This window comes from Mesorhizobium sp. CA12 (assembly GCF_020165255.1).
In the GTDB taxonomy this organism is placed as follows: domain Bacteria; phylum Pseudomonadota; class Alphaproteobacteria; order Rhizobiales; family Rhizobiaceae; genus Mesorhizobium.
The window spans coordinates 36,541-59,781 of sequence record NZ_JAIUHT010000021.1 but is presented as its reverse complement, the minus strand read 5'-3'; the positions used below and the strand labels follow the sequence as shown (position 1 = coordinate 59,781).

Genomic DNA, 23,241 nt, shown 5'->3' with positions numbered 1-23,241 from the left:
GGATAAGGGCCCGCCCAGGTGGCGGGCCTTTCTGCGTGGAGAGGCATCTTAAACCAGGCAGGCAGTCGCCCGCATACGCTGCAGTCCATTAGGCATGACTTGAATGTCGCCGGCTCGGGAACGATCCGGCGCAATTGCCAGTTGTCACAGCGGAAGTCCTGCGTCCGTGGTCCCTGTCGGGGCCGGACGAAAGGGCAATGGGGCCGCCGGCAAGTCGTTCAAGCTTGCGGTCCACCCGGAAAAGGTGCATGGGTCAAAATGGGTAGAGATATGGGCGAGATCGCTGATGGCCGAATATGGTCGCGGCGCTCGGTTGGGCAAATGTATTTTCCGCAGTTTCTTGTGGGAATGGTTGGCACGCTTCTAGCGATCCTCGGCTGGACCTTCATGTCCACAGGATCTGTCTGGATGGCGATCGGTTGGACATTCCTGGCGGCCGTGGCTCTGCAGGCCGGCTATTTCGTGGCCGTGCTGTGGCTCGTGCACAGTGAGACCCGGGTAACCGACGAAGGCAAAGCGGACGTAAGCGCGGCACCCGCCAAGATGCCCGGACCGTTCGAGCGCGATGGCATCATCCACGCCCTCATCTTGCGGCTGTTCCCGAAACTGCTTCCCTGATCGCTTTGCGTCGGTTCCGGCCGCGGACCGATCATCTATTCCTTCTCGACAGGCATCCACGCCGCAATAGCCCGGCACGTTACTTCTTCAATTCGACCGCGGAGGCCATGCTACACCTCGGCGCCAGGGCGCGAGGCGCCATCCGTTGCATCGGAGCCGATAGACCGCCACTAGCTTTGCATCGGCGATGGGCCGCCATCAACAAAATCGATGCGGCGCAACCAAACGCCGGCTGCAGCTCTCCTTGATCGGAGGCTGTAGCCGGCGCCCGCCTGAAATCCCTGCTCGGTTCGCCCAGCTAGCGCGCGGTGGCCGGTGAGGCCGAGCGCACCGTTTCCGTCGACGAGAAGACGACGAAGCCGAAGACCAGCACCGCGGCGGCGACGATCAGCGAGCCGATCGCCACGACCGGCTCGATCTCCGGGTGGCCTCCCGCCAGCATCCAGTAGAGCGTCGGCAGCATGATCACGATGCCGACCGTATAGAGGCCGTAATGGATCATGGCGATGCGGCGCTCGGCCTTGGCCGGGTTGAGCGCATAGTAGCCGCCGAAAATGGCGCTGGTGACCCAGCCAAGAAGGTTGATGTGAGCATGCGCCGGAAAGGCACCGTGATCGCCCGAAATCGCCATCTGTAGTCCAGCGGCGACGCCCAGGATGAGAAAGACGATGGCCGTCTTGAAGAAGAGTTCCGATACCCGTGGCATTTGTTGTCCTCCCAATGCCTCTGTAAACCCGACTCTGCGCAGTCTACATCGTGCGAGCGATATTAGCCATGACGCACCTAAGTCGGTGCGGCCTTCGGGCGAAAGCCGCGAGGTTTGGCGGCGGTTTTGCAAAAAAATGGCTCGCCTCTTTCGAAGCGAGCCGAAAAGGGAGCCGGGCTTGAGGTCGGCTCCATCCAGGTTGCCACCTGAATTCCAAGCAGAGCTAGCGTAACAAAGCCCGGAATTTATTCCACCGCAACGGGGCAAAGGTTTTCCGACACGCGGCCGCTAGCCTTTGCCGATCGGCCATCGCACAGAAGACGCCGCCGGCCAGCATATCTCCCCAATCAGCCGGCGGGCGAAAGCATGCGCTTCAGCGTCCCGTCCCTCAGCCAGAACTGATGGTAGAGCGCCGCCACGACGTGGACAGCGATCAGCACGATGAATGCCGGCTTGGCAAGCGAATGAATGTCACCCCAAGGGTCGCCCAGATAGAACGCCAGAAGCCCGATTGCCGGCGTCGCCAGCAACAGCACATAGAACAGGCCGTGCGATACATGCGCGGCGACCCGCATCCATCTCGATCCATGACCGGCGGGGGCCGGCGCGCCGGATACCAGCCTGAGGACCAGTCGAACAAGCACAAGCGCAAGAACGGACAGGCCGACCCAGTAATGAGCTGAGCCCAGCGCCTGGTCGGTGGCCGATACCGGCTGGCCGTCTTCGGCGGCGTCCACGACGACCGTCATGCTCTCACCGAAGAAGAGCTGAAATAAAACCAGCGCTGCAATCAGCCAATGCAGCGCGATCTGAAAAATTGAATATCCACGTCTGGTTTCCATCGCGACCGTTCCCTGAATACAAGGCGTCCTACGCCTTAACGTTGTTGAATAGTCGCGAGGACGATGGCCGAATTTGGCTCGAAAGCTCCCGCAATTGTGGCCACAATCTTACATTTTCGTATGGCGAGCATTCGCGCCGGCCTTGGCGGTTCGAGACTGGGACCGGCACCTTGCAAGCGCGCAGCATTTGGGCAATGCTTGGGCTTGGGGGAATGGTTTCCGTAATTTCGGAAGCGCGATTACATGTTCATCGACTACTACGAAGTTCTGGAAATAAGCCCGAACGCCAATTCCGAGACCATCGAGCGGATCTTCCGCTACTTTGCCATGCGCTATCACCCCGACAATCGGGAAACCGGCAATGAATCGCGCTTCAGCGAGATCGTTGAAGCCAACAATACACTCCGCGACCCCGTCAAGCGGGCTCAATACGATATCCTTTACCGCGAGCATCTGGGTCTTCGTCATGAACTCACCGAGGGAGCGCGCGACGGCGGCGGCATGGAGCGGGATTCCGTCATCCAGGCCAATCTGCTGTCGCTTCTCTATGTGAGGCGCCGGCGGGACGTCAACAATCCGGGCATCGGCGACGACGAACTCGAGCGCCTGTCCGGTTGCCCCCGCGAGCACCTGGAGTTCCACCTGTGGTACCTCAAGTCGAAGGGCTTCATCGGCAGGACGGAGAACGGCACGTTCGCGATCACCGTGGAAGGCATAGATCACGCCGGGGTCAAGCAGGGCCGGAATCGCCCTGACGCCACCCGCCTGCTCGATCACGCCGAATGAGCCCGGTTTGCGTCGCCCTGATCGTCAAAGGTCCGCCTGCTGGCCTGAACCAGCGGCGGGCACAACGAAGGAACAGCTACATCCCGCAGGAATCGACCGTCCTCTCCTCACCTCCCGTATCTGGGCGGTTCCACCGGGGCCGCGGAGCATGCCATGCGCCTTGGAGGGCAGAACAGGGTCGGTGACTTAGGCGCTGTGCGCCATCGAATACAAGGCGACTGAGGTCTGGCGCACTGCCGCAATTGGCACGGCTTGCGACGGCAAAGGCAGTCGCGAATGAAGGCACCGCTGGAGCTTGCTCTTGTGTGATGCAGTCCGTTCCTGGCCGGTGCGAGATCAAAGGGATTGCCTGCCCGCCGTGCCGGCGATAAACATGTCGTAGCACGATATATTATCCCCCGGCGCGCAGTAGAGCGTCCGCAAGCCGGCGTCTCGGTTTCGACCGCCGGCCACCCGGAAAACAGGTGGCAACCTGGTGCGGGATCAGCACCCGGCAATAGGGCTCCCGCTTTGGCTCGTCTCGACTGAGGCGAGCCATTTTTCTGCCGGAGACGGCGCGCCCGTCGCCCTGTCAACAAAAACCGCCGGGCGAGGCCCGGCGGCTTTCGCTCGCCCTCCGGTCGGTTCGTCCGGCCTTATGGGGTTGTTGTGGTTGTCGCCGTGGCCGCGGCTTGCGCGTCGATCTTGCCCGCCAAAGTATCCTTGGCCCAGGCGGTGACGTCGGCGTCGACTGGCTTGTTGGCCATGTCGGCAAGGGCAGCGTCCAGCGACGCATCGGTGGGAGGCGGCGCGTTGTCAACCGCGGCCTGCGCATCGGCGATCGCCTGGGCATCAGTGGTGCTGATCGTGGCGTTCTGGGCGTCAATCTGTCCCTGAACGTCGGCGATCTGCGCATCGAGAGCCGCCTGCTGTTCGGGCGTGAAGCCGGTTGTGTCGGTCGCGTTGAGGTCGGCGAGTTGCTGAGTGAGGTCGGCCAGCTTGCTCTGGTCGGCGGCCAGTTGGGCGTTTGCCGCGTCGAGGTTGGCCTGGGCGTTCTTGGCTGCCGCGGCCTGCGTCACGTAAGCCTGGACGCCGGCGAACTTCTTGCTCTTGGAATTCATATAAGCGTTGATGTTGCGCTGCAGCGAGTTCAGCCGGCCGAGCTTGGCGTGAATGTTCTTGTCCTTGGGCGTGGCAGACGTGGTCGTATCGTCAGTCGTCGCGTCATCGGTCGAGTTGTCATCCGACGCGCTGGCATCGGCGCTCTTGTTGTGGCCCGGAGCCGAGGCCGAGTTGCCGTGCGAGGCGCCGCTCTTGCCGCTGCCCCCGCCATTTCCATGACCGCCACCGTTACCGTTACCGCCGCCGTTTCCGTTGCCGCCGCCATGGCTGCCGCCATTGCCGTGGCCGCCGCCGTTACCGCCGGCGCCGGCAAGCGCGGGGGCGGTCGCAAGCGCGAGAATGGCCAGGGATGCCAGAAGTGTCTTTCGCAATGTCATTGTGCTTCTCCGCAGATGAATCGTCACTATGGCCCAACCGCTAGGCAGCCTCTTATGAGAATTTCCTAATGGCGTCGGATAAACTTTAAGCAACTGCGGTCGCGAAATGAGAGCATAGCCGCGGCCTCTCCGCAATTTTCCCAAAACACCAGGTTAACCCGTTGAAATTTAACGTAAATACAAAGGGCTTAGCATCTGTGGGCCGTTTGGAACAAAGAAGGCCCTTGTCTCGCCAGACCATGGTCCCAAGAGGCAATTGCCGCCGCGACAATCCCCTGCAATCGGATCACCTGCGCCTTTGGAACCCTGCCGCAAGGTCGGGGTTAAACAAGCGAAGGGACATTGCCTAAAAGGACAGTCACCATGAAACGAATTCTTCTCGTTGCCGCCTTTGTTGCTTTGTCCGGTGGTCTGGCGACGGCGCAGTCGGGCACGACATCGGGTAGCTCATCGACATCGTCATCCACCACAACGACGATGCCCAGCAGCCAGGGCACAGACACGACCACGACGAACTCGACCAATTCGAATTCAGCGAAGGACTGCGCGCCTGGGCAACAGACCGGCAGTGCCAAGCAGGCGGCCCCTGGCCAACAGGATACGAGCGCCAAATCCAACGCTCCCGGCCAGATGAAAACCACAACGGAAGGCTGCTAGCCACCAGGCACAAGCGGGCCTGGCTTTTTGCCGGCCATCAAGCGGAAGGATTTGGATCTTCCGTGCCATCAGTCTCGGTCGGCGTGCCGGTTGCCGTCTCCGGCTCCTGACCTTCGCCCGAACCGGTCGGGGAAAGCACGGTCAGGTCCATTCGGGCGATCCGGGACGCGGATTTTCCTTGGGCATTCGGCTCGCCGATGTCCGTCTCGAAAACCGAGGCTTTCGCGAGGTGGCCGACGCTTTCGGCGCGCTTGCCCGGGAAAGTTTCCGACGCCTGGGGTCTGCTCGCTTGATGCACGGCGCCTGGGCCGTGCTGGCTTCCAACAAGCGAGGTCATGGCTGCGCTCCTGATAGTGGATGCAGCAAATCCCTAGCATTCCTAGCTGGCGCCAGCCTTGCAGCTTTTTAGAGAATCCTAAGGTACATCCGTTCGTCCCTCTAGCTGCTGACCAGGGGCACGGCTACCGAGGTAGTGTAGCTGATCGGGTAATTGCTGAAATAGGGAAAGCTGATGACAAAGGCATAGCTGGCGTTGACGTGTGCCATGCGGAACCCGCCGCTCGCCGGATCGGTGGTGATGGTGACGTTCACATTCCGCAGGCCAAGCGCCTGAAGCTTCTGTGTGGCGATGGCCTGGATGTCGGCCTGCGTCAGCGTGTTGTTGAGCTGCAGGGAGCGCGCCGAGGCTTCGAGCGCGTAGCGCACGCTGGATACGCTGTTCATCGACCAGCCGAAGGCGAAGATGCCGAACAGGAGCATGATGAGAAAAGGCGCGACCAGGGCGAATTCGAGACCGGCGCCGCCCGCCTCATTAGCCGCAAATGCCGAAAGCCGGAGCCTTTGTTTAGCGCACACGGACCACCTGCACATGGCCGATCGCGGTATTGTCTGGGTATGGACCAAAGGTGAAGGGCGGGATCCAGGTGCCGGATGCCTGAATCTGGACGTAGACGGACGGCGCTTTCGGTCCACTGCATAAGGTCGACGCATCGACCACGGTGGTCCCACACTTATAGATGCGACTAATCGTAACCTGCGCGTCGGAAGGCTTGTTCTCCCAGCTCGCCAGCGCGACAGTCTGGGTCGCGCTGTCGTCAGCGGAGCCAGCCATCACGAGGTTGGCCGCCGTTTTCACACCGGCGCGCATCGACAGCGAACCCGCGACATAGGACCAGCCGTCCATGATTCCGAGCAAGGCCGCGCACAAGACGGGCAAGACAAACGCGAGTTCCACCGCGGCGATGCCCGATTCATCGCGAATGGCCGGCATCAGTCGACGGGCAGCGGATTTCACTCGACCACCGCAACCGCCTGAGCGGCCGGGATGTCCTTCATCCCTAGGCTCGAGCAGTCCTGGTTGATGGTCGAGTTGCCCGACCACTGGATGGTATCGGCAACGACCTGGGTGCAGCCATTCACGCCCGAGAAATTGCCAAGATAGTTGACCTGTTGCCTGGGGAAGTAGATCGCGCCGGTCAAAAGCGAAGTCGCGGTGCCGTTGAAGGTGCTCTGCGCGGCGGTCCCCGTCCGGTCGCCATAGAACAGCACGCCGGAATAGGTGCCCGTAGTCGGGGCGGCCAGCGTCACGGTGGCGTTGCCGTTCATGCTGACAGTGTTGCTGCCGGCCATGAAGATCGTAACGTCGCTGCCTTGGATGACGGCACCCGCATTGATCTTCAAGTCGCCCTGGACGACGTAGACACCGGGGGAAAGCGTGATGTTGCCGTTGAGGCTCATGCCGCTGCAGTAGGTCCCGGGCTGGATCGTTTGCGTCGTCTTGTTGCCGTTGATCTTCTGGCATGGGGTCGTGGTCGCGGGAGCCGGCAAGCTGGCGAACGGATCGGCCGCCGGCAGCGCCTGGGTGATCGGGGCCTTGCAGACCATCGGCACCGGATTGTTCAGCACGACGCCGCCGGCCGAAATCAGGCAATCGGCCTGAAGACCCGCCGATCCCTGCACCTTGATGGCGTCGTTGGCGATCGAATTCGCCATGATGACGCAGCCGGCCAGTTTGACGCTGGTGCTGCCGGAGAAAAGTGCTGCCTGGGAGGCCGACGGATTGAGCGCTTCGATGCAAGCTTTGGAGGCGTCGGTGATCAGCGCCACCGCCCTCGCCCGCTCCGGTACTTTTGTCTGAGTGAAGATGGACGTGAAGATCCGGTCGAGATCCTGGTTGAGGATGACCTCGACCGCCTTCTTGGCCGTGTTCGGTCCCGACGCCGGCGGGGTGTTGACGACAATGGTGCCCGCACCAAGGCCATTCGAGGCGGCCGATGACGCGGCGGCGGCGGTGATGGCATCCGTGTTGGATCCGGCGATCTTTTCCAACGCGCCGGCATAGGCGGCCGCGTCGGCGATCGCCTGCAGCTTCAGGCTCGAATAGTACCAGTAGGAGGTCTCGACGCCGAGCCCGGCGCCGCCGACGACGACCGGCAAGGTGAGCGCGAAAATGGTGGCGACATTGCCGCTCTTGCCTTCGCAAAAGCGTCGAGAGCCGCGTCGAGAAAAAAGATTTCTGATGAACCGACCTGAAAAGGCCATGGCCGAGCGCACCCAAGCTATCCCAGCCGTTACGTCATCATTGCCGTATGAACGAATGCCTAATTATTTCGCTCGATTTTTGCCGGTGGGACCCTAGCGCTCCGCTGCCTCCGCCTTGCGCCGCACGCACTAAGACTTAAGGCCTATAAAAGATCGGACTTAAGGTTTAAGCGTCGGTAAAACCATGCATTTTAGCTCTCTCTGCATTTTATCTATTTTGGAAATCGACCGTAGAGACGGCGCGCATATCACTCTCGGACATATGACGAGGGCGAGCTCCATGTTGGGACGTTTTTTGGCATCGAGGGGCGGCAACTTTGCGATCGCAGCCGCGGTCGCCATGGTGCCGCTTATGCTTGGCGTGGCGGCATCCATCGACCTGATAGGCACGAGCGACGACGCCGCGCAGTTGCAGAACTCGCTGGACGCGGCCGGCTTGGCGATCGGCACGAAATACCTGCCAGGCATGTCGGCAAGCGACGTGCAGCAACTCGGCCAGACCTTCTTCGCCGCCAATATGAGCGCAGCCGACGCGCAGGAACTATCGGGCAGCCTCGCCGCCTTCCAGGCCAGCGCGAGCGGCGGTCCGGGCGCCTATTTCATTTCGCTGTCGTCCAGCGTCAGCCGGCCGGCCTTCATCAGCGGCATGCCGGCCTGGCAGGCGACGCGCACCGCCTCGGTCAAGCTCAAGCCCGGCGCGCAAGCCTGCGTGCTCGCGCTCGATCAGCACGCCGACGGCGCGGTCAACCTGCAGGGCTCGACCAATGTGGCGATGAACGGCTGCGTGATCGCGGCCAATTCAGACGCGCCCGACGCCGTCAATCGCGGCGGCTCGGCGATCGTCAGCGCCGGCTGCGTCTCGACAGTCGGCGGCACGCAAGGGCTGACGCCGCCGAACGCCACGCTTTCCTGCGGCGCGCCGCATGAGAACCAGTATGCTTCGTTCGATCCGCTGGCCGACGTCGTTCCTCCCGCCTATACGCTGTGCCTGCCGGTGCCCAATGGCAAAACGGTGACGCTCTCGCCGGGTACCTATTGCGACAAGACCTTGTCGGGAAAGATCACCCTCAATCCGGGCACCTACATCATGCGCAATGTCACCATAAAGCCGGGCGGCAACGGCAGCCTGAGCGGCCAGGGCGTGACGATCTTCCTGATGGAGAACTCACAGCTCTATATCAACGCCAACGAACAGGTGAACCTGTCGCCGCCCACCAGCGGCCCCTACGCCGGAATCACCGTCTACCAGGCTCACGGCAACACCCAGGCGCTGACGCTGAACGGCGGATCGGGCTCCGTGGTCAGCGGCTTTATCTACGCCCCGGACGCCGTCATCACCTATGCCGGAAATTCGGACATGAACGCCCAGGGCAGTTGCCTGCGGCTGGTCGGCGATACCATCTCGATGACGGGGAACTCGGCCGTGAAGTCGGATTGCACGGCCGAACTCGGAGGCCGGGCGGCGTATGCGGGCCGGATGATCACCCTGGCGAAATGAGCACCAACCTCCTCCGCCAGGAGGAGGACGAGATTGCGCCTAGCCGACAATATCCGCACCCGCTCGCTCGTCGAAGAGCACGGCGCAGCCGCGCTTGAGCGCGACCTGCGTCAAGGCGTTGGCCGCATCCTCATCCGACGAGACGAAATCGCCGGTCAGGACGCGCAACTCCTCGACGGCCCTCGACATCGGCACGATACGGCCGGCCGAACGGTCGCTCACGCAGGCGTCGATGACGCACAGAAGATCGATGAGTTCGAAATTGTCCATGGCGGCCTCCGCCAGCGCCATCCCTTCGCTCCGTCAACGGCCCGGGGCGCGGACTGGTTCCCGCGCCCGGCTTCATCCGCGCGGCCTGGCGGGCGCGAGCTTGAGGTCGAAGCGGGCCGGCAGGCATGGCTCGAGGCAGGCTCGGCGCAGCGATCCGGTCGCAATCGTATCGACCGGGAGAAGGATCACCATACGAGCCTGGCGCTCGGGCCAGAGCGGCCTGCCGAAGACGAAGAAGACGCCGCCGACCAGGCCGGCCAGAAGCAGTGCGGCAAACAGATTGGCGATCATCTTACCGGGTTGCACGGCTGGCAACTCCAGGAGCGGTTTCAGGGGAAAGGCGTGCCCGCCATATCGCAGGAATAGCGGGCACGCCGTGGTCAACCGCCGATGAAGGGACTTTGTCCGGCGGCTTGCTAGCCAATGATTTTGGTGCCGTCGTTGTTTCCTGAAAATAGGCGTGTCGGGCCTCTGCGTTCGTGCAATGGGACTTCGGTCCGAAGATGGCCGGGGACCGTCGCCCGAGGGTCTGGAATATCCGCCTTCCACGACAATGCGCCAAGCGTTCGGCTGAGCTAGCGGTCACCTCAATTAATTAGCAATCGCTCATAATAAGGCTTATGAATACACTCGCGGTCGCCGACGATCGCAACGTCAGGCGCCGCTTCACACATGGGAGGGATACCATGGCCGAAGTTGCAATGAAGGTGACGAAACTCGAATCCAAATCGCACAACAATCCCGATGAGGTCCGCGCGCCCGCAAAGACGCGTGTCGAGATCGTCCGGCTCCCAGGCTATACGCTCGGGCGGATGAACATGCAGCCGGGCTGGAGATGGTCCGAATGCGTGAAGCCGGTGGTCAAGACCGACAGCTGCCAGGTCTCGCATGTTGGTTATGCCGTGTCCGGCTCGATCACCGTACGGATGACCGACGGAACGCAAAAGACCATCGAGGCCGGCACTTCCTACACCATCCCGCCCGGCCACGACGCCTGGGTGGAAGGCAACCAGCCGTTCCAATGCATCGAGGTGCTGAGCGCCGAAGAATACGCCAAGCCGGCATAGCGCAGACAGTCGCAATTTACGTTCAGAGGCGAAGGAGGGATCGCCTCGCGAGGCGATCCCTCCTCAGCCTGCGGCGGCATGTCCCGCGCAAAGGTCATTCGCACAACCGGCGTTCTATCTGTGGCTGCGCCCCAGTTGTGGAAACCTGCACGGCCAAGCGTGGTGGCTTGACAGAGAGCTTCTTTTGTTCTCTTTATGTTCCGTTAATTCCCCTTACAAAAGACGCAGCTAATGCTGCAATGCCACACAAATGGCCATGGGAGCGCGCGATGGCCGCCACGAACACCGCCGCGGCCGCCACCATCCTGCACGCCGACCTCGACGCCTTCTACGCCTCGGTCGAGCAGCTGCTCGATCCGTCATTGCGTGGCAAGCCGATCGCCGTCGGCGGAGGCGTGGTGCTGGCGGCCTCCTATGAGGCGAAAATCTTTGGCGTGCGCGGCGGCATGCCGGGCCGCAAAGCGCGCGAGCTCTGCCCTCATCTCATCTTCGTCGGCGGTCATTTTTCCGAATACCAGCGCCTCGGCGACGCCGCGATCAAGGTGCTCGACGACTTCACGCCGGCGGTCGAGCGCATCTCGATCGACGAGGCTTTTGCCGACGTCGCCGGCTGCACGCATCTGTTCGGATCGCCGCAAGAGATCGCGCGAAAAATCCGCGAGCGGGTGAAGGCCGAGCTCGGTCTGCCGATCTCGATCGGCGTGGCGCGGACGAAGCATCTGGCCAAGATCGCCTCGCAGGTAGCCAAGCCCGAAGGGCTGGTGGTGATCGAGCCCGGCAGCGAGCTCGCCTTCCTGCACGACCTGCCTGTCACGCTGATGTGGGGTGTCGGCCCGGCGACCAAGGCCAGGCTGGCCGAGATCGGTGTCGAGACGATCGGGCAGCTGGCGCGCACCCATAGCGGGGCGCTGGAGCGGCTGATCGGCCATGCCGCCGGCCAGAAGCTTGCCGCGCTCGCCTGGAACCGCGACCCGCGAAAACTCGAGGCGCACCGCCGCGCGCATTCTGCCGGCGCGCAATCGGCGCTCGGCAGGAAGCCGGCAGTGCCGCGCGTCTTCGTGCCGACGCTCCTGCATCTGGCCGACCGCGTGGCCAGCCGGTTGCGCGCCAAGGACCGGCCCGGGCGCACAGTGACGGTGCGGGTTCGCTTCGCTGATCTGCGCGCTGTGAGCCGCTCGATCACGCTCGACCAGCCGATCCAGGCGACCGCGATGCTGGCGGAGATCGCCGAGGAACTGGTGCGCGGCGTGCTTGCCGCCCATCCGGGCGAGAGGGACATCTCGCTGCTCGCCATCTCTGTCTCGCATCTGGAGGAGCATGCCGAGCTGCAGCTCGAACTGCCGCTCGGGCTGGCGGACGAGAAGCTGAGGCCCGGCAGCCGCAAAGGCCTCGCGCGCTTCGGCGCCGACCGGGCGGTGGACAAGATCCGCCAGCGCTTCGGCAAGGAGGCGGTCGGCTACGGCACGGTAGCGCTAGAAGGTCCGCGCTCGGTGCCGGACGGGTTTAGGGAATTGGCCGAGAAGGAGCTGTGAGTGGCTGAGGCATCTCCTCTGACGCCATTGGAGATTGACGAAAGCCTACGCGCCGTCCGTGCGCTGCGTACCAACCGCTTCGGGTAATCTCCCCGTCCGTCGGCGCGGGCCGATTTCCAATCTGTGAAGTTACGCGTTCCCCCCACTTGCAAGAATGTCGGTGCTGGGCTCGATTGCGCAAAGCCAGGCTTAAGGACGCCGGACGGACAGGCAAGGGGGCCGCGATGGAGCCGATTGCGGCTGGATCACCACCGGACGCGGATGGCGGCGCGCCCGAACGCTATGATCTCGGCCTCTGCCTGTCGGGCGGCGGCTACCGCGCCATGCTGTTTCATGCCGGCGCGCTATGCCGCCTCAACGAGGCCGGGCTGCTCCAGAAACTCGACATGGTAAGCTCGGTCTCGGGCGGCTCGATAGCCGCCGGGCTGCTGGCGGTGCTTTGGCCGCGTTTCGCCTTCGTCAACGGTGTCGCCGCCTATTTCGATATCTATCTGGACAGGATACTGGAGTTCTCGCAAGTCTTCCTCGACGTGCCGTCGATCTTCAAGGGCCTGCTCAACCCGTTTTCCAGCGCGGCGCGCGAAGTCGCCGACTGCTACGAGAGACATTTGTTCGACGGCTCAAGGCCGATGCTGAAGAGCCTGCCGGAAAAACCCTGGTTCGTGTTCTGCTCCAGCAATCTCGGCACCGGCTCGCTGTTCCGGCTGTCGCGGCGCTACATCGCCGACTATCGCATCGGCGTCGCCTACCAGGCCGACCTGCCGGTGGCTCTCGCGATTGCCGCCTCCTCGGCCTTCCCGCCTTTCCTGTCGCCGCTGCGGCTCGAGCTCACGCCCTTCGCGTGGAAGAATGACAAGCTCGACCCGAGCGTCGGCCCGCCGGTGCCGCCTTCGCGCGCCGTGCTCACCGATGGCGGCGTCTACGACAATCACGGCATCGAGCCGGCGCTGAAACGCTGCCGCTGGCTGCTGGTCAGCGACGCCGGCGCGCCCTGGCAGGCTTCGAGCGCCGGCTATCGGAACTGGTTCTCGCAGTTGAAACGCGTGCTCGACACCACCGACAACCAGGTGCGCTCGCTCAGGCGCCGGGATCTGGTGGCGCGCTTCCAGGCGGCCAAGGACGCCGACGATCGTGGCCTGGCCAATGACGCGACCCGGCCCGGCTATGCGGCGACGCGCGGCGTCTTCTGGTCGATCGCCAGCAAGCCCGACACGGCCGAGCCGGCCTTCGTGCAAACCGCCGCCACCGCACCTACCGATATCGGCACCTCGCTGCATTTTCTGGGCAGCGAAGAGACGGTCGACCTGGTGAACTGGGGCTATTGCGCCGCCGACCAGGCGCTGCGGGGCTGGTACGAGCCGGCAGTGGCTGCGGGCAAGGGCGTGCCGCTGAAAGCGGGCGACGTGAAGCCCGGCCGCTGCGCGCGAGTGTCGAGGATGATGATGAATGGCCTCAAGGTTTGAGCGGCTTTTCCTCGCCCCCGGGTTCCGCCGCCCGCCGTTTGAATCCGGGCAGAACTGTGGCAAAAATGCGACTGCACGTATCGGCGAGCTCTGCTACACAACGGTAGGTTACGAGGAGATCACCTATGAAGAAGCTGCTTCTTGCTTTGTCGTTGTCTCTGCTGGCGTCGTCGGCCTTTGCTGCCGATGCCATCGTTGCAGAACCTGCGCCGGTCTTTAGCTGGACAGGCGGGTATATCGGCCTACAGGCAGGCTATGCTTGGGGTAAAGGCAATATAGACCAGATCGGCGGACCGGGCTTTGTCGACACAGACCCTGACGGATTCCTTGGAGGCGTTTACGGCGGTTACAACTATCAGATGTCCAACAACATCGTGATTGGTGCGGAACTGGACGTCGTATATGCAAATGTTGATGGCAGCGGCGAAATATTCACCGCTCCTGGTGTCCCAACGGGCTTCGACGCAACCGAAGAACTCAAATGGAGCGGGGCGGCAAGACTTCGTCTAGGATATGCCGTTGATCGTTTTCTTCCTTACATTGCGGGCGGTGTTGCGTTTGGTGATGTCGACATTAGTGCTAATGTCCCCGGCGGAACTTCGTCCGATAAAACATTCACAGGATGGACGATAGGCGTCGGCTTGGATTATGCCATGACCGACAATCTGCTGCTGCGAGGCGAATATCGCTATACTGACTTCGGCTCAGAGTCCTTTGGAAATGCCAATGCCGATGTTGATCTGAAGACCAACGAGGTTCGCCTCGGCATCGCCTACAAATTCTAGTTCTCTGAAGTTCCAAATAGAGAGCCTGTCGCTTACCGCGACAGGCTTTTTTTCTGCAGGAAAAACCTCCGTCGTTGCGGCGGTAACTTCCGTGAGATAATCCCATAGCCGCGTAGAGGGGCGACGGACATGTCGTTGTAGCGTTGCAGTGGCGCTGGCCGATCACCGATGCTGTTGAATCACCAGGCTACAACGCGTAACAATACGGCGGCGCCTCGCGCCAACCTCATCCCGAAAATCTGAGCATGCCGACCGCCGCATAGCGGCGAGGAACTCATTCAACCATGAGGCAGCCCATGCGAACCGCATCCTGTGCCTGCGGGCAACTGAAGATCTCCTGTGACGGCGAGCCGCGCCTGGTCGCGCTGTGCCACTGCCTCGACTGCCAGAGGCGGACCGGCAGCACTTACGGCATTGCCGGATTCTTCGCCCGCGCGGCGGTCAGGGCCGAAGGGACCGCCAGCACCTACAGGCGATTGTCCGACGGCGGTCATGCGGTCACCTTCCATTTTTGCCCGGAGTGCGGCTCCAGCGTTTACTGGGAGCCGGAGCGCAAGCCGGACGCCATTGCGGTGGCGGTGGGCTGTTTCGCCGATCCGGCGTTCCCCGCGCCGACGCGGATTGCCTGGGAGGCGAGAAGGCATGCGTGGGTGGGCAGAGAGGCGACGGCGGAACTACCAATCTCCCCCCTTGTGGGGGAGATGTCCGGCAGGACAGAGGGGGGCGCGAAGGAATGAGGCGTTGTTCGAGCTTGGATCGCTCGCCAGATCAAAAGGCACGGCGGCGTGGATAACGGCTGATGCGCCGGCGGGACAGCGCCCCCCTCTGCCCTGCCGGGCATCTCCCCCACGAGGGCATATGCGCTAAGGTAGCTTTGGCATGGCTTGAAACTTGCGTTTTCGCGGTGGCTCACGCCATCGATGTCGCAAGGCATGGAGCTTTCGGCGCAGGGCTGCCAGGGGTGGCTGGGTAAAGATCGCTGCGATCAGGGAGGCGACGATCTGGCGGGTAGCACGCCACAACAGCGGTCGCCCGTCGCTCAAGGGGGAGAGACACCCAACTCCTGCGAGAGGGGTTCGGTCACAAGCGCGATGAGGAAGTGGGCAAGTATCCAAGGCTTTGCGATCCTTGGGTCTTTGGCGGGAGGCGCGCGCAGCCCGATCAGGCTCTTCAGGCGCTTGAAGGCGAGCTCGATGCGCCAGCGCATGCGATAGAGCTGGAGAACCGTGCCGGCGGGAAACTCCTCCCGACCCAGCGAGGTCACAAGGATGACGAAGCCGGCTGCAATCAGCGTCTGCGGTTGAACCTTGTTGCCCTTGGCCCTGGCTTCCTTGTTGATTTTGCGCCGCGCTTCTTGTGCCGCGGCCTCGGATTTGCGCAAGGCGATCAGGCGCATCTTCACCGACTCACCTTTCTTGAGGCCCAGCCGGACAGGCGTTTCGAAGACCTCCTCGCGGCAGCTCTCCAGATGGCCGATGAGATCGAACGCCTCGCCGTTGGCGTCGAGCCATCGCGCATTCTTCCACGACGCGCGCACGACAACGTCGCCGCCTTGCGCTATGACCTTTGCGATCCGCTCGGCCTGCAGATAGACGCGGTCGCCGATGCGGATCTCGCCCGCCACCACCGGCACGCGGTCGATCAGCTCGGCCTCGCTCTGGTCGGTGATCTCGAGGAAATCGAACTGCTCGCGCTCAAGCTCGAAGGCGCAGTGCATGCGCCAAAGGCCATTGTTCTTCTTCTCATGCGCACCGGCCTTGGCAACTGACGTCGCATCGAGGATGCGGATCAGCCGGCCCTTGGTCAGGTCTTTCTCTTCGCGCTGCAAAAGATGCCCGATCAACTGCTGCAGCCATGGCCCTGCGTTGCGCAGCCGGCCGAGCAAGGCCACGTCCGAAATGTCGGCGATTCCGCTCGCCGCCGCCCAGGCCACGACGCCCCGCATGCCTACCTTGCCAAGGCAATAAGCCAGCGTCAGGCGCAACAGATCGCTCGCCGACCTGATGCCGCGCGGGCGCAGGAATGCCTTCGTCTCACGCGCACTTTCTGCGATCAACTCTTCGCCGCCGAGAAGCTCAAGTGTCTCGGCCCAGCCGTCATCAACAAGCGATTCGTGTGTCATCCCCAGCGTAGAATCACAATCGATTCCGCGCCGCAATCCCTATCTTAGCGCTTATGCCCACGAGGGGGGGAGATTGGCAGTTCCGCGGCTTTCGCCAATCGCGGACGCCTTGGCGCAATCCAATCCGGTTCATCCCGTGCCCTGCGCATGCTAACAGGATCGCTTTCAACCTAAACATCCGGGATGGACAGCGATATGGCAGGCGAGAAAGTAGCTTTGGTGACGGCGGGCGGCAGCGGCATAGGGGCCGCGGCGGCCAGGCGCCTGGCGGCGGACGGATTCAAGGTCGGCGTGCTGTCCTCCTCCGGCAAAGGCGAAGCGCTGGGCAAGGAGCTCGGCGGCTTCGGCGTCACCGGCTCCAACCAGTCGAATGAGGATCTGAAGCGCCTTACCGATGGCGCGGTGGAACGCTGGGGCCGCATCGACGTGCTGGTCAACAGCGCCGGCCACGGGCCACGTGCGCAGATCATCGAGATCAGCGACGAGGACTGGCACAAGGGCATCGACACCTATTTCCTCAACGCCGTGCGCCCGACCCGGCTGGTGACGCCGGTTATGCAGAAGCAGAAGGGTGGCGTTATCATCAATATCTCGACCGCGTGGACGTTCGAGCCGAGCGCGATGTTCCCGACGTCGGCCGTGGCGCGCGCCGGGCTTGCCGCCTACACCAAGATCTTCGCCGACACTTATGCCCCCGACAACATCCGCATGAACAATGTGCTGCCGGGCTGGATCGACAGCTTGCCGGCGACGAACGAGCGCCGCGACAGCGTACCGATGAAGCGCTACGGCACTTCGGATGAGATCGCCGCGACGATCTCCTTCCTGGCCTCGGACGGAGCCGCCTACATCACCGGACAGAACATCCGCGTCGATGGCGGCATCACAAGAGCAGTGTGAAAGGAGCGGTGTGAGGCAAAGAGGACGCCGCCCCTAAATCATCCGGGCCTGCGGGAATTGAGAACCCACAGAAAGACTATCGAGGCGACCAGGACGATCGAATTGCCGACCACGATGTTCCAAAAACGTGTCGGATCGTCCGCCAGAGCGACCCAATGCAACTTGCCGCGGACTTCGCCTGTCTTGATGCCGCAGGCAATGTTGTAGATCGCGATGGCGGCGAGCGCCGCCATCAGGACAAACAGGTCATTGTTCTTGTTGCGATCCATGGAAGCGGCTTTTAACAGCACTTGGTGAAATTTCGCTTACGTTGGGTAAGGCGGCGGCCGGAAGACCGACCGCCGCCCGCTCTCATCTTGACGCAATTCCAGAAGGTTACGGCGAAGGCGCCGGAACCTACGCACTTTTCCTGGAATAGCTCCGACCTTACTGGTTGATCTCGGGCTCGACGAGCTTGGCCAGGTTGCGCAGCGATTCCTGCCAGCCGAGATAGCAGGCCTCGGCGGGGATGGCGTCCGGGATGCCGGCCTGGGTGATGTTGACCTCGGTGCCTACCGAAACCTTCTTAAGGATCACGGTCACCTCTATCTGGCCCGGCAGGTTGGGATCGTCGAAGCGGTCCGTGTAGCGCAGGCGCTCGCTCGGAACGAGCTCGACAAATTCGCCGCCGAAGGAATGGCTGTCGCCGGTGGTGAAGTTGCGGAAGGACATCTTGTAGGCGCCGCCCACCTTGCCCTCGAACTCGTGGACCGTGCAAGTAAAACCGTTTGGCGGCAGCCATTTCGCCAGTGCATCGGCCTCGACGAACGCGCGGTAAACCTTCTCCGGCTTGGTCGCCAGGACGCGGTGCAGTTGAATGGTGCTCGGCATGTCTCGATATCCTCTCTTCGTTGATCGAAGCCCCAAGGACGGGCAGCCCTCAGCCGATCCGACAGAGGCTGTCAAATTTTGTGGCCCGCGGCTACCCTGCCACCCTTGCGGCGGAGGCTGCGGACGTGAGCGCTTCGATCAGGTTGGGCATCGTCGGTGGCGCGGGCTGGCTGGGCGCAATGTGACGCGATGTGCGACGTCGTTGGCCATCGCTGTTCGTTCGGTCGATCGCTTTTGTCGAGCAAACCGAAATCGGATTCCGGCTCGAATATCCAACGTCGAACATATGGCGACTCAGCCCTTGCTCACCGCGCGCAGCCGCGCTGGTCGATGGCGGTCACGCGCGGCATCTTGCCCATATTTCAGCATGAGCCTCGCAATATTGAGTAAAATTGAGTAATTCGGGGTGTAATTATCGCGCATAAATTGTATTAGAAACCCCTTGTTATGTCTATTTCTAATCATTATCGATCAGCGGTAATTTTTTATCTGTACTGTGACGCGAATCCTTGGAACCATAGGCCGGCTTGCAGGTTGGCCTGAAAATCAGCCGCCACCAAGAAAGGAGTGTCCGATGAGTTTCGTCGTCAACGCGGTAGGCGTTCCTCTTTATTACAGCGGCGCTTCCAACCATTGGTTTTCGGCAACGTCCGGACCGACATTCAACGGCAGCAGCGGCAACGACTCAATCTGGGCCTCCAGCGGCGTCAACGTCACCATGTATGGCGGCCAAGGCGACGACATTTATTACCTCTATTCGGCGGGCAACAAGGTGGTCGAGTACGCCGGACAGGGCATCGACACGATCAACACATGGATGAGCTACACGCTGCCGGACAATGTCGAGAACCTCGTCGTCACCAACGCCCACAACTATGCCTTCGGCAATGCGCTGGACAACATCATCACCGCCAAGGCGGGCGGCCAGACGATCGACGGCGGGGCGGGCAACGATGTGCTGATCGATGGCGGCGGCGGCGCGGATGTTTTCATCATCGCGAAGGGCAACGGCAGCGACTCGATCGTCAATTTCGCCTCGAACGATGCTGTGCGGCTCGATGGTTACGGATTCACTTCGTTCGCCGCCGTCCACAACGCCATGATCCAGGCGGGGCCCAATGTGGTGCTGAACCTCGGATCGGGCGAAATTCTCGAATTCAAGAACACCACGATCGACAAATTCCAGCCCAACCAGTTCCAGTTGCCGATCGACAAATCCGGCATGACGCTGTCTTTCAGCGACGAGTTCAACACGCTGAACCTGCACAACAGCCAGGGCGGCACCTGGGATACCAACTTCTGGTGGGGGGCGCCGAACGGCAGCACGTTAACGCGCAATGGCGAGCTGCAGTGGTATATCGACGCCAATTACGCCCCGACCAGCTCGGTGCATCCGTTCAGCGTGCAGGACGGGGTCCTCACCATTACCGCGGCGCAGGCGCCGGCCGACATCAAGCCGCTGATCAACAATTACGAATACACCTCCGGCATCCTGACCACGCATGACTCCTTCTCGCAGACCTATGGCTATTTCGAAATGAGGGCCGACTTGCCGGAACACGCCGGCGCCTGGCCGGCCTTCTGGCTGCTGCCGGAAGACGGCTCCTGGCCGCCGGAGCTGGACGTGATGGAGATGTACGGACAGAAACCGAATTCGCTGCTGATGACCGCGCACACCAACCAGACGGGCCAGCACACCACGGTCGGATCAACCGTGAACGTCATGGACACCGCCGGCTTCCATACCTATGGTCTGCTGTGGACCCCGGACAAGCTGGTCTGGACCTATGACGGCGTGCAGGTCGCGCAAGCGGCGACGCCGTCCGACATGAACAAGCCGATGTACATGCTGGTCGATCTCGCGATCGGCGGACAAGCCGGCGCGCCGCCCGACCATCTCGCCACGTCGGCCCAGATGAAGATCGACTATATCCACGCCTATACGCTGGATGAGCTGCAGCAGAGCCATTTGAACGTCACGGGCGAACACACAGCCTAGGCGGTCGAGCCAATGTCACAGGAGAGCGCTCCGGGTGCGATCAGGCAGGCCGGCCTGCGGCCGATGTTCCTGCGCGCCATCGCCGATGTCGGGCTGTTCTCGCTGCTCATCAACCTTCTGCTCCTGGTCATCCCGCTCTACCTGCTCCAGGTCTATGACCGGGTGCTGCCCTCCTCCAGCGTCGAGACGCTCGTTTATCTGTCGGTCATCGCGGTCGCGGCGCTCGGTTTCCTCGGCTTTCTCGACGCCGTCCGAGCCGTCTACACGCAGCGCGTCGCGGCGATGGTCAATGAGAGGCTTGGCGCCAGAGCGTTCGCCGCTTCGTTCGGTTCCGGCAATGCGCCGTCGCCGCTCACCGACCTTGCCTCGGTCTGCGCCTTCATCCGCTCGCGCGGTGTCTCGGTGCTGTTCGACCTGCCCTTTGCGCCGGTCTTCCTCGCCCTGCTCTACCTGATCCATCCGCTGTTGTTCTGGGTGACGCTCGGCGGCGAGGCGCTGCTCGTCGTGCTGGTCTTCGCCAACCAGCTTGCCATCGGCAGGAACGATGCGCTCTCGGCGGAGCGTTCGGCCTTGGCCAGCCGGGCCGAGCAGGTCTTTGCCCGCAACGCCGACACGCTGCGCGCCATGGGCATGGTGGAAAACGCCGCGCGCGCCTGGGGCCGGCATGTGGCGGAAGCGCTTGTCCTGCACGACCGTTCGGCCGGCGCCAACGCCGTCTTCAGCGGCGCTTCGAGAGCGCTGCGCATGATGCTCCAGCTGGCGATCCTCGGCACCGGCGCCTGGCTGGTGCTCAAGGGCGAGATGACGGCCGGCATGATCTTCGCCTCCTCGCTCGTGTCGTCGCGCGCGCTGCAGCCGCTCGACCAATTGATCGGCTCCTGGCGGCAGCTCGGTGAGGCGAGGCGTGCCTGGACGCGGCTGGGGACCGCGCTCGCGGCGCAACCGGCAGAGACGCGCAAGCTCGTCTTGCCCGACCCGACCGGTGCGATTTCGGCGCAGGATCTTTTCTTCATTGCGCCAAATGCCGCCTTTGGCGTCGAACCGATTCTCAAGCGATTGAGTTTCGCGATTCAGGCCGGCGAAGCGGTGGCGATCGTCGGCCCGAGCGGTGCCGGAAAGTCGACGCTGGCGCGCCTGCTCGTCGGGGCCGCCCAGCCGAGCGGCGGTACGATCAGGATCGACGGCGCGGAGCTCAGGACGTGGGACGAAAACCAGCTCGGCCGGCATATCGGCTATCTGGCGCAGGAGATCGAGCTTTTCCCCGGCTCGATCGCCGACAACATCGCCCGCTTCGACGCGCAGGCCGATGACGCCGCGATCGTGGAGGCGGCAAAGCGCGCTGAGGCGCATGAGCTGATCCTTTCGCTGCGTGACGGCTATCAGACGACGATCGCCGGGACGCTGTCGGGCGGCGAACGGCAGCGGATCGGACTGGCGCGCGCTTTCTACGGCAATCCGCGCATCCTGGTGCTGGATGAGCCGAGCACGCATCTCGACGGCGCCGGAGAGACGGCACTGGAAACGGTGCTCGCGGCGGCCCGCGCCGCGGGCGTGACCACGATCGTGATCACGCATCGCCCCTCGATTGCCACGGCTTGCGACCGTGTGATGGTCTTGCGCGGCGGCGCGATCGAGGCGTTCGGACCGAGCGCCGAGGTGCTGCGCCAGCCGGGCAAGCAGCGGAACACGGTGGTCACAGGATCGTTCGCGCCGACCATCCGCGCCTCGCACGGCATCGCCACGGGTCCTGGACGATGACGCAGAGCCTCATCCTCGAAAGCCGCCCGCGCACCGACTTCCGGCGCACGGCCTTCGCCGGCTATGCGGCGATCGCGCTGATGGTCGGCGCCTTCGGTTATTGGGCGGCGAGTGCGCCGCTGGCAGGCGCGGTGATCACGCAAGGCACGATCGCGGCGACCAGCGGCAACATCCTCATCCAGCATCGCGAGGGCGGCATCATCAGGCAGTTGCTGGTGCATGAAGGCGACCGCGTGCGGGGGGGCCAGGACCTCATCCTGCTCGACCGGACCGCCGCGGAAGCCGATCTCAACCGGCTGACAAGACAATGGATCGCGCTCAAGGCAAGCGCGGCGCGGCTGGAGGCCGAGCGCGACGGCCTCGCCACGCTGGCGCCGATCGCCGATCCCGCGCCGGCGCCGTTCCAGCAGGAATTCGAAAACCTCATCCGCGAGCAGCAGAAGGAATTCGACGCCAGGCTTGCGCGATTCCGGTCGGAGCAGTCGATCCTGGCGCAGCGCGTCGCCATGCATCGCGAGTCGGTCAAAGGGCTGAACGCGCAGAAGGCCGCAATCGAGCAGCAGGCCGAGGTGGTGAAGAAGGAGCTCGGCATCAAGACCGACCTTCTGAACCGGGGCCTTACCGACCGCAGGGAATATTCGCAGCTTTTGCGCTCGGAGGCCGACCTCGTCGGCCAAGCCGGCGCGCTCGAGGCGGACCTCGCCTCGGCCAGCACGCAGATCGTGGAAGCGGAGGCGCAGACCGAGCGCGCCACGACGCAGCGCGTCGAGGAAGCGCTGACGAAGCTCGACGATGTGCGCATCAACCTCGCCGACATCGAGGAGCGGATGCGCGCCGCGCAATCGGTGCTGAAGCGCACGACAATCACCGCGCCGGCGGCGGGCATCGTCGTCTCCTCGACCTACAATTCGCAAGGCAGCGTGGTCGCGCCCGGCGAAAAGATCATGGAGATCCTGCCCACGACCTCGGGCCTGGTGGTCGACGCCAGGCTGCGGCCGAAGGACATCGACCAGGTGCATGTCGGCCAGCAGGCAAAGCTCCGGCTGTCGGCGCTCAACGCGCGCCTGACGCCGGAAGTCCTGGCCACGGTGAGCGAGATCTCTGCCGACCGGTTGATCGACGAGGCCACCCACGAACCCTATTTCCGTGCCAGGCTGAAAATCGCTGATGCCCTGCCCCCCGGCGTGAAGGCAGACCAGCTCTATCCCGGCACCCCGGTCGACACCTTCATCAGCACCGGCAACCGGACCTTCTTCGAATATCTGGTACGCCCGATGATGGACTCGTTCGCACGGGCGTTCAGGGAAAGGTAGGGCAGCCCTTCCGGCCGCCTCGGAACGCCGCTTTGC

General features: G+C 63.0%; 25 protein-coding genes. 12 read left to right on the top strand and 13 right to left on the bottom strand.

Annotation, left to right across the window (positions count from 1 at the left end; translation table 11 throughout):
- Positions 1 to 270: 270 nt before the first annotated feature.
- Positions 271 to 618, top strand: coding sequence for an exopolysaccharide production repressor protein (locus LB520_RS26100; protein ID WP_224639865.1), 348 nt, complete (start codon positions 271 to 273; stop codon positions 616 to 618).
- Positions 619 to 916: 298 nt separating this feature from the next.
- Here the strand turns inward: LB520_RS26100 and LB520_RS26095 are convergent, their stop codons facing one another.
- Both LB520_RS26095 and LB520_RS26090 read right to left on the bottom strand, forming a co-directional pair.
- Entirely contained in the window at positions 917 to 1,324 is a 408-nt protein-coding gene (locus LB520_RS26095) for a hypothetical protein (protein WP_224639864.1), read from the bottom strand.
- A gap of 347 nt (positions 1,325 to 1,671) precedes the next feature.
- Positions 1,672 to 2,166, bottom strand: coding sequence for a cytochrome b (locus LB520_RS26090; protein ID WP_224529639.1), 495 nt, complete (start codon positions 2,164 to 2,166; stop codon positions 1,672 to 1,674).
- 243 nt (positions 2,167 to 2,409) lie between these two features.
- Here LB520_RS26090 and LB520_RS26085 point away from each other — a divergent pair, with 243 nt between their 5' ends.
- On the top strand, positions 2,410 to 2,952 hold the full coding sequence (locus tag LB520_RS26085) for a J domain-containing protein (RefSeq protein WP_224529647.1): 543 nt from the start codon (positions 2,410 to 2,412) through the stop codon (positions 2,950 to 2,952).
- Positions 2,953 to 3,587: 635 nt separating this feature from the next.
- Here LB520_RS26085 and LB520_RS26080 read toward each other — a convergent pair.
- From LB520_RS26080 to LB520_RS26055, 6 genes are all read right to left on the bottom strand, one after another.
- The gene (locus LB520_RS26080) at positions 3,588 to 4,430 is read right to left on the bottom strand and encodes a hypothetical protein (protein ID WP_181174878.1); all 843 of its coding nucleotides are present in this window, start codon (positions 4,428 to 4,430) and stop codon (positions 3,588 to 3,590) included.
- A 323-nt stretch (positions 4,431 to 4,753) separates the two neighbouring features.
- Positions 4,754 to 5,005 carry a hypothetical protein gene (locus LB520_RS26075; RefSeq protein WP_224548515.1) on the bottom strand — a complete coding sequence of 84 codons (252 nt, stop codon included), beginning with the start codon at positions 5,003 to 5,005 and terminating at the stop codon, positions 4,754 to 4,756.
- Between the two features lie 119 nt (positions 5,006 to 5,124).
- Positions 5,125 to 5,424 (bottom strand): hypothetical protein, encoded by a 300-nt coding sequence (locus tag LB520_RS26070; protein WP_224548513.1) that lies wholly within the window; start codon positions 5,422 to 5,424, stop codon positions 5,125 to 5,127.
- Positions 5,425 to 5,525: 101 nt separating this feature from the next.
- On the bottom strand, positions 5,526 to 5,942 hold the full coding sequence (locus LB520_RS26065) for a TadE/TadG family type IV pilus assembly protein (protein ID WP_224529651.1): 417 nt from the start codon (positions 5,940 to 5,942) through the stop codon (positions 5,526 to 5,528).
- Positions 5,932 to 6,381: a TadE/TadG family type IV pilus assembly protein gene (locus LB520_RS26060; protein ID WP_224548500.1), complete on the bottom strand. Its 450-nt coding sequence runs from the start codon at positions 6,379 to 6,381 to the stop codon at positions 5,932 to 5,934. Before LB520_RS26060 ends, LB520_RS26065 begins: the two co-directional genes overlap by 11 nt.
- Positions 6,378 to 7,628 (bottom strand): pilus assembly protein TadG-related protein, encoded by a 1,251-nt coding sequence (locus LB520_RS26055; RefSeq protein ID WP_140845415.1) that lies wholly within the window; start codon positions 7,626 to 7,628, stop codon positions 6,378 to 6,380. Before LB520_RS26055 ends, LB520_RS26060 begins: the two co-directional genes overlap by 4 nt.
- Before the next feature lie 280 nt (positions 7,629 to 7,908).
- On the opposite strand from LB520_RS26055, the gene LB520_RS26050 reads away from it, so the two are divergent.
- Positions 7,909 to 9,126, top strand: a complete 1,218-nt coding sequence (locus LB520_RS26050; protein WP_224639863.1) for a TadE/TadG family type IV pilus assembly protein — start codon at positions 7,909 to 7,911, stop codon at positions 9,124 to 9,126.
- Between the two features lie 39 nt (positions 9,127 to 9,165).
- Here the strand turns inward: LB520_RS26050 and LB520_RS26045 are convergent, their stop codons facing one another.
- Together LB520_RS26045 and LB520_RS26040 are read right to left on the bottom strand one after the other, a co-directional pair.
- Positions 9,166 to 9,396, bottom strand: coding sequence for a hypothetical protein (locus tag LB520_RS26045; RefSeq protein ID WP_140845461.1), 231 nt, complete (start codon positions 9,394 to 9,396; stop codon positions 9,166 to 9,168).
- 72 nt (positions 9,397 to 9,468) lie between these two features.
- Complete coding sequence (locus tag LB520_RS26040) at positions 9,469 to 9,702, bottom strand: polymerase (RefSeq protein WP_140845413.1); 234 nt, start codon at positions 9,700 to 9,702, stop codon at positions 9,469 to 9,471.
- A gap of 380 nt (positions 9,703 to 10,082) precedes the next feature.
- Here LB520_RS26040 and LB520_RS26035 point away from each other — a divergent pair, with 380 nt between their 5' ends.
- From LB520_RS26035 to LB520_RS26015, 5 genes are all read left to right on the top strand, one after another.
- Entirely contained in the window at positions 10,083 to 10,463 is a 381-nt protein-coding gene (locus LB520_RS26035; protein WP_224607817.1) for a cupin domain-containing protein, read from the top strand.
- A 269-nt stretch (positions 10,464 to 10,732) separates the two neighbouring features.
- On the top strand, positions 10,733 to 11,995 hold the full coding sequence (gene dinB / locus LB520_RS26030; RefSeq protein WP_224639862.1) for a DNA polymerase IV: 1,263 nt from the start codon (positions 10,733 to 10,735) through the stop codon (positions 11,993 to 11,995).
- Between the two features lie 224 nt (positions 11,996 to 12,219).
- Positions 12,220 to 13,458, top strand: coding sequence for a patatin-like phospholipase family protein (locus LB520_RS26025; RefSeq protein WP_224639861.1), 1,239 nt, complete (start codon positions 12,220 to 12,222; stop codon positions 13,456 to 13,458).
- Between the two features lie 125 nt (positions 13,459 to 13,583).
- On the top strand, positions 13,584 to 14,243 hold the full coding sequence (locus tag LB520_RS26020) for an outer membrane protein (protein WP_224607825.1): 660 nt from the start codon (positions 13,584 to 13,586) through the stop codon (positions 14,241 to 14,243).
- Positions 14,244 to 14,539: 296 nt separating this feature from the next.
- Positions 14,540 to 14,980: a GFA family protein gene (locus LB520_RS26015; RefSeq protein WP_224607829.1), complete on the top strand. Its 441-nt coding sequence runs from the start codon at positions 14,540 to 14,542 to the stop codon at positions 14,978 to 14,980.
- A 302-nt stretch (positions 14,981 to 15,282) separates the two neighbouring features.
- On the opposite strand, the gene LB520_RS26010 is transcribed toward LB520_RS26015, so the two are convergent.
- A complete protein-coding gene (locus LB520_RS26010; RefSeq protein ID WP_224639860.1) occupies positions 15,283 to 16,365 on the bottom strand; it encodes an IS4 family transposase in 1,083 nt (360 codons plus the stop codon).
- 195 nt (positions 16,366 to 16,560) lie between these two features.
- Here LB520_RS26010 and LB520_RS26005 point away from each other — a divergent pair, with 195 nt between their 5' ends.
- Positions 16,561 to 17,265: an SDR family oxidoreductase gene (locus LB520_RS26005; protein WP_224607835.1), complete on the top strand. Its 705-nt coding sequence runs from the start codon at positions 16,561 to 16,563 to the stop codon at positions 17,263 to 17,265.
- A gap of 38 nt (positions 17,266 to 17,303) precedes the next feature.
- On the opposite strand, the gene LB520_RS26000 is transcribed toward LB520_RS26005, so the two are convergent.
- Both LB520_RS26000 and LB520_RS25995 read right to left on the bottom strand, forming a co-directional pair.
- Positions 17,304 to 17,534, bottom strand: a complete 231-nt coding sequence (locus LB520_RS26000; protein ID WP_095768274.1) for a hypothetical protein — start codon at positions 17,532 to 17,534, stop codon at positions 17,304 to 17,306.
- A gap of 157 nt (positions 17,535 to 17,691) precedes the next feature.
- Positions 17,692 to 18,135, bottom strand: coding sequence for an SRPBCC family protein (locus LB520_RS25995; protein WP_095768273.1), 444 nt, complete (start codon positions 18,133 to 18,135; stop codon positions 17,692 to 17,694).
- A 574-nt stretch (positions 18,136 to 18,709) separates the two neighbouring features.
- On the opposite strand from LB520_RS25995, the gene LB520_RS25990 reads away from it, so the two are divergent.
- From LB520_RS25990 to LB520_RS25980, 3 genes are read left to right on the top strand one after another with little or no spacing between them, the layout of a single operon-like run.
- A complete protein-coding gene (locus tag LB520_RS25990; protein WP_224607838.1) occupies positions 18,710 to 20,134 on the top strand; it encodes a family 16 glycosylhydrolase in 1,425 nt (474 codons plus the stop codon).
- Positions 20,135 to 20,146: 12 nt separating this feature from the next.
- Positions 20,147 to 21,892 (top strand): type I secretion system permease/ATPase, encoded by a 1,746-nt coding sequence (locus tag LB520_RS25985; protein WP_224607841.1) that lies wholly within the window; start codon positions 20,147 to 20,149, stop codon positions 21,890 to 21,892.
- Positions 21,889 to 23,205: an HlyD family type I secretion periplasmic adaptor subunit gene (locus tag LB520_RS25980; protein ID WP_224607844.1), complete on the top strand. Its 1,317-nt coding sequence runs from the start codon at positions 21,889 to 21,891 to the stop codon at positions 23,203 to 23,205. The genes LB520_RS25985 and LB520_RS25980 overlap by 4 nt, the downstream gene beginning before the upstream one ends.
- Positions 23,206 to 23,241 lie beyond the last annotated feature (36 nt).